This is a genomic window from Pseudobutyrivibrio sp. OR37, from assembly GCF_900113655.1.
In the GTDB taxonomy this organism is placed as follows: domain Bacteria; phylum Bacillota; class Clostridia; order Lachnospirales; family Lachnospiraceae; genus Pseudobutyrivibrio.
In genome coordinates this window covers 175396-181395 of sequence record NZ_FOQF01000003.1, presented here as the reverse complement: position 1 = coordinate 181395, position 6000 = coordinate 175396, and the positions used below count along the sequence as shown (strand labels likewise).

Below are 6000 nucleotides of genomic sequence, written 5' to 3'. Positions count from 1 at the left end.
ATAACACTTGGTCATTAGAAATGGTTGGGTGCTCTTCATTTGATGAAGATGATTCTGATTGGGCTTGTGATGAAGTTACTGATTTTGGCACAAGAAATAATCCACTTAGATGGATCCAAGATAGTGATTGGTCAGAAATCCAATTAATGATTTCAGATATGGTATCGAGATATTTAAAAGAAGGCACGTATAAGAAATTACTTAACAACTTAGATGGTGTTGCTGTTGGCTTTGTTGATGGTGATTTGGAATTGTTGAAATCTTAATTTGAAATAATATTATAGAATAATCCCAATATCCATAATAATTTTCTATTTTGTAATCGGATATAATGCCATTTTAATCTGTTATAGTTTTCTAAGATTTTAGGTTCTAAAAAATACAATGTCAGGGGAGTTGAGATATTCAGACACTCTTGTAGATGGCGATGGCAACAAGCTTCATTTAGATTCTAAGAGTAAAGAACATTTAGTTAAGCCAGTTACTGTATACAATTTTGCAGTAGAGGATTACCAGGACTTCTTGTGGGCAACTTAAGGAAAAGACCCACAAGAACCTGGCTTTGCTATGCAACATTTTCTTACAGAAAATATTGGTCAATTTATGCTGAACATGAAATGTAGAGAATGTTTCAAAGGGGGATGAGCCGGTCTTTAATAGACGATATTGTTGCTGGTGGAAAAGTTTTATCACAGAATGGTGGAAATAAATTTGTATTTATAGCCAAGTAAGGCGTTGCGATAGTTTGTAAAGAAGGGAAACTTATAACGGCTTGGAGTAGTGAGTTCTTTGATAGTTCAATTGTACAGATTATTATGAGATTATTCGGAGAGTAAAAATTGACAACATAACTAAAATAATCAATGAATGGGATCCTATTGAATTTTTCCCATACGCACCAGAAGATGAATATGAAGAAGAGATTAAAAAGATTTCTAATTATTTAAACAATATCGATGTAGACAAAATTAGTTTAACTAAAAAAATTAACGAGGTATTCATACAAGCGTTTGGAGAAGATATTTATGGGGGAAAAATTGAAGAGAGTGAGATTATTGCAGATAAAATAATAGACTCAATTCGGTATAATAATAGGATTTATAATTAGTTCAGATGGTGCACTTGAAACGGCATCTGGTATTTTTGAATATGTTTTATCTGATTTTAGGTAGGTGATTATATGTTTGAAATAGAGTATAGAATTATTTGTAATGAAGATGATGATTATAATGGTCAGAGTGGCTATTTGAAACTTAGTTTTAATGATAAAACATATGGAGATATGTATGCAGAAGAATTAGATGGGATTATTGAGCAAGAACATTTAAGCTTTTGGTTTCACGAACTTTGTCTTGTTGTTATATATTTAGAAAAGCACGAGTATGTTGTTTTGAATGACGTGGATTCATATAATATTTGGATAGAATTCAAGAGAAAAAATGATGATTTGATTGTTAGTATAATAAACAATGAGGACAAGGATGGAAGAAAATTCATAGAGTTTAAAATCGATAATCCTAAAATACACAAAGCTTTCTGGGGAAATGAACATATTTCTTATACTGAGTTTAAAGAAAAAATAATACTTGCATCTAGAGAATATATAAATTATTTAAATTTATATAATTCATCAAATGAAGTAATAAAAAAATTGGAACATGATATGGATTTAATTGATTCTAAGATATTAACTAAATTTCCAAAATGAGAATATAGCTCTTTTAATTTTACATAAAATAATTATTATTGGGCTTCTATGATAATTTAGATTTTTATCAAGAAGTCTATTTCATACGATGCAGAAGGTAACATTCAAGAAGATTTGAGTTACGGGTTCGACCAACGACTAAAATCGCAAAAACGGTAATAGATGCTGGCTGGGAGATTCATTATTTATGGTAAAAAATGGAGGTAAAATAATATGCATAAAGTGTATCCAAAAATGCTTCAAGCAAGTATAGAGAATGAAAAAAAAGGAATTGAATACGACTACAACCATAATGATGGGTTAGTGTTGGCAGAGATGACGTCAGAAATTAAATCCACTTTAGGGTATAATATCCGTTATTTAGCTGAAATAGATGCGTATAATCTGAAGGGTGCTGGAACGATAATGGCTAAATATTTCGACAGATTTGAATCTGAAGGTGTTCGAGCTTATATTTTGCCTCAAATAATAGAAGATAAGGTTGAAGAGAGCTTTGATATAGCTAGAAGAGGATATATAAGCTTTAAAAATTCCAGTTATTATATTTCAGGAATTGGTGAACCTGCACCAGCTTATATATGTGCAAGATATGATTCTTCATTTAAACGACTTAAACCTAAAAAAAATAAAAACCAACTTATGGAGTTAATCACAAGTCCTAGAGATGCTTTCTATTTAACGTTCACTGTTGGAATGCTTGCTTCATGGAGGGTTGAGAATATAGAACCATTATTACTGCAATATTTTCATAGTGATAAGATATCTGCAGAAGAATTAGGGATTAATGATTATGATGAGTATTATCCACCAGTAAGTGATATTAGGGATAGTCTAAGATATATAGCGATTGATGGGTTGAGATATTATCCATCAGAAGCTAATTATGCATTGATAAAAAGTTTGTTAAAATCTGATAATAAGAATGTCGTTGCTGCTTGTAAAAAATCACTTCGATATATGGAGAAGAAATTAAATATATAATTCTTCTCAAACTAAATAAATAGATGGAGCTGCGGATGGCTTTATGTGGGGCTCTATAACCGGTGCCGTCACAGAAGGAATGACATCACCGTATTGCTTTGTAGCTGGAACGCTAATATGCACAGTAGATGGTGAAGTTCCTATTGAGGAAATTGAAGTCGGTGATTATGTACTTGCGGAGAATCCTGAGGCTTGCGAGATAGACTATAAGCCTGTACTAGAGACCTATGAGCATGATACTTATGATGTAGTTTACCTTACAATTGACGGTGAAGAATTTACAACCACAGAGGGACATCCATTTTATGTAGAAGGCAGAGGATTTGTAAAAGCTGGAAGGCACATGGTTGAAAAAGCAAGATATGTACCTACGACGATTTTACAAAAGGTTATTGAATGTGGGCAATCTACACCAGACCCAAGAGGGTCAGATGCAATCATGTACTATAGTCGAATATTTATTAATGAAAAGCTATACATTATAGAGGTTTTTTATAACCGATACACAAATACAGTTTATCACTTTGAATATACGCGCAGGGCGATAGGCATGTTGGATGAAATAAAAAATAGATGGTATGAAAAATGACAGATAGAGAAAAAATAAAATATTTAATAAATGGTGTTCTTAATAATAGTTATGATATTGAAACTTTTTGCGATGAATTTACAAGAATATATGATCTTGAAATCAATTATAAAGAACTTACAGATATGGAAAGAAAAGAACTACATGATTTATGTGAGATGGCAAGTAGATATTCAGGAAATGAATATGAATTGTCTATTCCAAATATGTATTATTCAGGTGCTGAAATTCTTGAAAAAGTTAGAAGCGTAAAATCAAAATTATATAATAATGATTAATTATTTATAATGATGGTGAGGATTTTACAACCACAGAAGGTCATCCATTCTATGTAGAAGGCAGAGGTTTTGTAAAAACTGCAGAGCTTAGATATTCTGAAATAGTGGTCAATGTGAGGTGATTAATATGAGATATTTTCAACTTTTATATGATTATGAAAATGATTCAGATTATATATATTGCGAAGGAGAAAATGAGAAGGCCATTGAAAAAGAATTGTTGTATAGAAGTGAGATGATTCAAAAATGGGAGGAGAATACTACATTTATTTATGATATAAATGATGGCCACATTATTTCAGATTATATAGCCAATTCTCTTATAATACCTATGATAAGTGAGGGATGTTATAATATTTTTCAAGAGAGAATTATAGATTCAGTTCAGTTTTTGCCGGTTCTAATTGAAGAAAAAAACACAAATAAGAAAAATAATGCATATATTTTGAATGTGCTGTCTGTTATCGAAGGGGCTATTGATTTTGAAAAATCAGTTTTTGACATCTTTAAAGTTGAAGAGATAGAAATAACTTCATTTAGGAAACATGTGTTAAAAGCGGATATTATAAGTGGAACGCATATTTTCAGACTGAAAGAAGATCCTTTAGCAATATTTGTTTCAGAACAAATAAAAGATTTGATTGATAATTCAATGCTTAAGGGATTTGATTATTTGGAAGTATCTCTTCAATAGAAGAGCTTTTTGATTACAGATTCTGAAAGAATACTGACAAAAAACTTACTGCAACTGCATATTATGTGGTTGCAGTATCTTGTATAGAAACCCACTTAGATATCGTGGATACTATTATGATAGTGAAACAGGATTCTATTACTTAAACGCAAGATATTATGATCCTAAGATTCATAGATTTATCAGTGCTGATAGCCAGATAGCAGGTGTTTTAGGGGATATAAATGGTTATAACTTGTTTTCATACTGCAATAACAATCCAGTAAATTGCCAGGATTTTAGAAGGAGCTTATTATGAGTGTTGATATTTTTTCTTCCATGACTCAAGAAGATAGTTTGTTAATTGAATTTGACAGGTTCTTAGGTGATATGAGTAAAATATGTTCTTTTGTCCTTGATGATGAAAATGAACTGAAGGAGTTAACTCATATATTATCTCAAATAAAAGAAATTGACAAAAATGCTACTGCTTATGTAAGAACATATGGAGTAGATAAGCGAGAAGATGATACTTTTTTTATCTATGGAGACAATTTATGGTTGGATACAACTATTGGAGTTGATGAATTGAGTGAATTGTTTTTTCGATATGATGAGGTGGATAATCCATTAAGAGGTATAGTACCTTGTTACATTTCCTCTCTGGAGGAAGAGTCTTTTGATGGACTAAAATATGTATTGTATAATGATGGAAGAGTGGAGGATTTTTCTCGATTAATAATGGGAGATAACCTAAAAAAGTTTAAGAGTCTTTATTGGGATTAGAAGAATCCTTTGTATATGGAGATAAATATGGAATGGAAAAATATCGCTATGGATTATTATCCTGATATTTTTTTGCAGGATAGTACTTTTGATAAAATCGATTTATGTGATGGAGAACTGAAGTTAAGGTTTAATGAATACGGTTTAATGATTTTTGATAAGGACAAAAATAAACTATTCAGAACTCGTGAAGCACAAGTTGTTTTCAAGGATGTAGAACTTGATGGAATCATTATAGAAAAGCAAGTATACAATAATAGTTATGGCAAAATTTTAAAATATATTCCTGCAGATATTTTTTTAAAGAATATCAAAGAGAAAAGATGGAAATGTGAGGTAGCAAATGAAGCATATGGTACAGGAATCGCAATGCTTGAGCTTGTCGTATATGAAAAAGGAAATAAGAAATGGTTCCGAGCATTCCTACAAATATATAATACTGGATATTATTTTTGCAGGAATGACATAGATTATTCATATGAAGTTGTTAAATAATACAGAATATCTTTTTACATAGTTTACTATACTGTCCAGTGGCGCACTGTGTGAAAGGCTAGGGTTTAAACTTTTTGCAAATTATCTTAAAGTATAGGATTTTCCTATGTTTGGTTTTGCTGTGAAAACACCTATGTATTGGATGTCTTTTAAATATTTAGACGGTTTTTCATTTTGGTGAAAATCTATTTATATTGTAAATGCTAATCTGAATCTGAGCCACTTTGGGTGCAGACAAAATCCGTGGCTCACTTTCAGATTAACAATCATATCAATTACGTGATTTTGCGCAGTTTGCAAATAATAAACAAATGAAATATGAACTATGGGTTAGACCAACGACTAAAATCGCAAAAACGGTAATAGATGCTGGCTGGGATATTAAGTATTTATGGTAAAAAATGGAGGTAAAATAATATGCATAAAGTGTATCCAAAAATGCTTCAAGCGAGTATAGAGAATGAAAAAAAGGAATTGAATACGACTACAA

10 protein-coding genes and 1 pseudogene are annotated in these 6000 nt (G+C 31.0%); all 11 read left to right on the top strand.

The window, feature by feature from the left end; translation table 11 throughout:
* Positions 1-266, top strand: a pseudogene (locus BM097_RS16275) (DUF3795 domain-containing protein); the annotation flags it as partial.
* A gap of 130 nt (positions 267-396) precedes the next feature.
* Positions 397-537 (top strand): hypothetical protein, encoded by a 141-nt coding sequence (locus tag BM097_RS16270; protein WP_177197343.1) that lies wholly within the window; start codon positions 397-399, stop codon positions 535-537.
* A 283-nt stretch (positions 538-820) separates the two neighbouring features.
* Positions 821-1108, top strand: coding sequence for a DUF1871 family protein (locus tag BM097_RS17005; protein ID WP_090545714.1), 288 nt, complete (start codon positions 821-823; stop codon positions 1106-1108).
* A gap of 72 nt (positions 1109-1180) precedes the next feature.
* The gene (locus BM097_RS02835; protein ID WP_090545692.1) at positions 1181-1708 is read left to right on the top strand and encodes a hypothetical protein; all 528 of its coding nucleotides are present in this window, start codon (positions 1181-1183) and stop codon (positions 1706-1708) included.
* A gap of 213 nt (positions 1709-1921) precedes the next feature.
* On the top strand, positions 1922-2689 hold the full coding sequence (locus BM097_RS02830; protein ID WP_090545690.1) for a hypothetical protein: 768 nt from the start codon (positions 1922-1924) through the stop codon (positions 2687-2689).
* Positions 2690-2732: 43 nt separating this feature from the next.
* On the top strand, positions 2733-3278 hold the full coding sequence (locus BM097_RS02825; protein WP_090545687.1) for a polymorphic toxin-type HINT domain-containing protein: 546 nt from the start codon (positions 2733-2735) through the stop codon (positions 3276-3278).
* A complete protein-coding gene (locus tag BM097_RS02820) occupies positions 3275-3556 on the top strand; it encodes a hypothetical protein (RefSeq protein WP_090545685.1) in 282 nt (93 codons plus the stop codon). The genes BM097_RS02825 and BM097_RS02820 overlap by 4 nt, the downstream gene beginning before the upstream one ends.
* Before the next feature lie 127 nt (positions 3557-3683).
* A complete protein-coding gene (locus BM097_RS02815) occupies positions 3684-4250 on the top strand; it encodes an imm11 family protein (RefSeq protein ID WP_090545683.1) in 567 nt (188 codons plus the stop codon).
* 79 nt (positions 4251-4329) lie between these two features.
* Entirely contained in the window at positions 4330-4548 is a 219-nt protein-coding gene (locus tag BM097_RS02810) for an RHS repeat-associated core domain-containing protein (protein ID WP_242944645.1), read from the top strand.
* Positions 4545-5015, top strand: coding sequence for a hypothetical protein (locus tag BM097_RS02805; RefSeq protein ID WP_090545678.1), 471 nt, complete (start codon positions 4545-4547; stop codon positions 5013-5015). The genes BM097_RS02810 and BM097_RS02805 overlap by 4 nt, the downstream gene beginning before the upstream one ends.
* Positions 5016-5042: 27 nt before the next feature.
* Positions 5043-5510: a hypothetical protein gene (locus tag BM097_RS02800; RefSeq protein WP_090545676.1), complete on the top strand. Its 468-nt coding sequence runs from the start codon at positions 5043-5045 to the stop codon at positions 5508-5510.
* Positions 5511-6000: the final 490 nt, after the last annotated feature.

Coding starts and splice junctions, on each gene's coding strand:
- BM097_RS02835 (WP_090545692.1), top strand. CDS start 1,181: ATGTTTGAAATAGAGTATAGAATTATTTGTAATGAAGATGATGATTAT.
- BM097_RS02830 (WP_090545690.1), top strand. CDS start 1,922: ATGCATAAAGTGTATCCAAAAATGCTTCAAGCAAGTATAGAGAATGAA.
- BM097_RS02825 (WP_090545687.1), top strand. CDS start 2,733: ATGTGGGGCTCTATAACCGGTGCCGTCACAGAAGGAATGACATCACCG.
- BM097_RS02820 (WP_090545685.1), top strand. CDS start 3,275: ATGACAGATAGAGAAAAAATAAAATATTTAATAAATGGTGTTCTTAAT.
- BM097_RS02815 (WP_090545683.1), top strand. CDS start 3,684: ATGAGATATTTTCAACTTTTATATGATTATGAAAATGATTCAGATTAT.
- BM097_RS02805 (WP_090545678.1), top strand. CDS start 4,545: ATGAGTGTTGATATTTTTTCTTCCATGACTCAAGAAGATAGTTTGTTA.
- BM097_RS02800 (WP_090545676.1), top strand. CDS start 5,043: ATGGAATGGAAAAATATCGCTATGGATTATTATCCTGATATTTTTTTG.